The sequence below is a fragment of the Streptomyces sp. NPDC097129 genome, assembly GCF_055668065.1.
The window spans coordinates 1-1,152 of the sequence record NZ_JBVOQE010000092.1; the positions used below are offsets into that span (position 1 = coordinate 1).

The 1,152-nt window shown below is 62.4% G+C and carries 2 protein-coding genes; one reads left to right on the forward strand and one right to left on the reverse strand.

Translation table 11 applies throughout. The annotated features are described in order from the left end of the window. Positions 1-689, forward strand: a 689-nt coding sequence (locus AC0B9F_RS38330; protein ID WP_472010457.1) for a glutathione S-transferase C-terminal domain-containing protein, incomplete at its 5' end; no start/stop codon positions are given. An 11-nt stretch (positions 690-700) separates the two neighbouring features. On the opposite strand, the gene AC0B9F_RS38335 is transcribed toward AC0B9F_RS38330, so the two are convergent. Further along, on the reverse strand, positions 701-1,111 hold the full coding sequence (locus tag AC0B9F_RS38335; RefSeq protein ID WP_003945129.1) for a VOC family protein: 411 nt from the start codon (positions 1,109-1,111) through the stop codon (positions 701-703). Between the last annotated feature and the right edge of the window lie 41 nt (positions 1,112-1,152).

Genomic DNA, 1,152 nt, shown 5'->3' on the forward strand with positions numbered 1-1,152 from the left:
CCAGGGGAATCACGGTGCCCGCCATGGTGGAGATCGCCACGGGCAAGGTGATCACGAACGACTACCCACAGATCACCCTCGACTTCTCGACGCACTGGAAGAAGTACCACCGCGAAGGCGCACCGGATCTGTACCCGGAGCCTCTGCGAAACGAAATCGACGAAGTGGCCGAGTACGTTTTTCGCGACGTCAACAACGGCGTCTACCGCTGCGGTTTCGCCGGTTCACAGCAGGCGTACGACGAGGCATACGACACGCTGTTCGCTCGCCTCGACTGGCTCACCGAACGTCTTGCCCGGCAACGTTTCCTGGTGGGCGACACCATCACCGAAGCCGATGTGCGCCTGTTCACCACGCTGGCGCGGTTCGATCCCGTCTATCACGGCCACTTCAAGTGCAACAGAAGCAAACTCAGCGAGATGCCGGTGCTGTGGGACTACGCGCGCGATCTGTTCCAAACCCCCGGATTCGGTGACACCATCGACTTCACACAGATCAAAGCGCACTACTACATCGTGCATTCCGAGATCAATCCCTCCGGAATCGTGCCCAAGGGACCGGAATTGACACACTGGCTCGAACCGCACGGCCGCGAACAATTGGGTGGCCGACCGTTCGGGGACGGCACACCACCTCATCCGCCCATCCCGTCGGAAGTGGTTCCGGCAGAGCACTGGGCCACCAGGTAGGTCGCGGGGGGCTACTCCCCTGCGTACGTGCCGAAACTCCAGTACACACCTTCGGGATCACGGCAGGTGAACCCCCGCGAACCGTAGTCCTCGTCGCGCAATCCCTGCGTGATCGTGGCGCCCGCCGCGACAGCGCGTTCGTGGAGTGCATCGGCGGCGTCCGCGTCGTCCACGACGATGTACACCGAACCGATTCCAGGCGGCAGGCCGGCGATCGCAGAATCGGTGCGCGGCGAACCCAACATGATGCCGCCACCGCCCGGCCAGTCGAGTTGGGCGTGGTCGACCACGTCTCCCTCTCCGTAGACGGCCTTCTCCACGAAACCGAAGGTGCTCACCAGAAAGTGGATTGCCGCGCGGGCGTCGAGGTAGCGCAGTGTCGGCCAGATGGTCGTCGAACGAGATTCCGAAGTGGCGGTCATAACACTCGAACTCCTGCCTGGGAAAACTCACGAAGAAAACC

What these genes read in the sequence shown, in the direction of transcription:
- AC0B9F_RS38335 (WP_003945129.1), bottom strand. Translation starts at nt 1,111, where the DNA reads ATGACCGCCACTTCGGAATCTCGTTCGACGACCATCTGGCCGACACTG.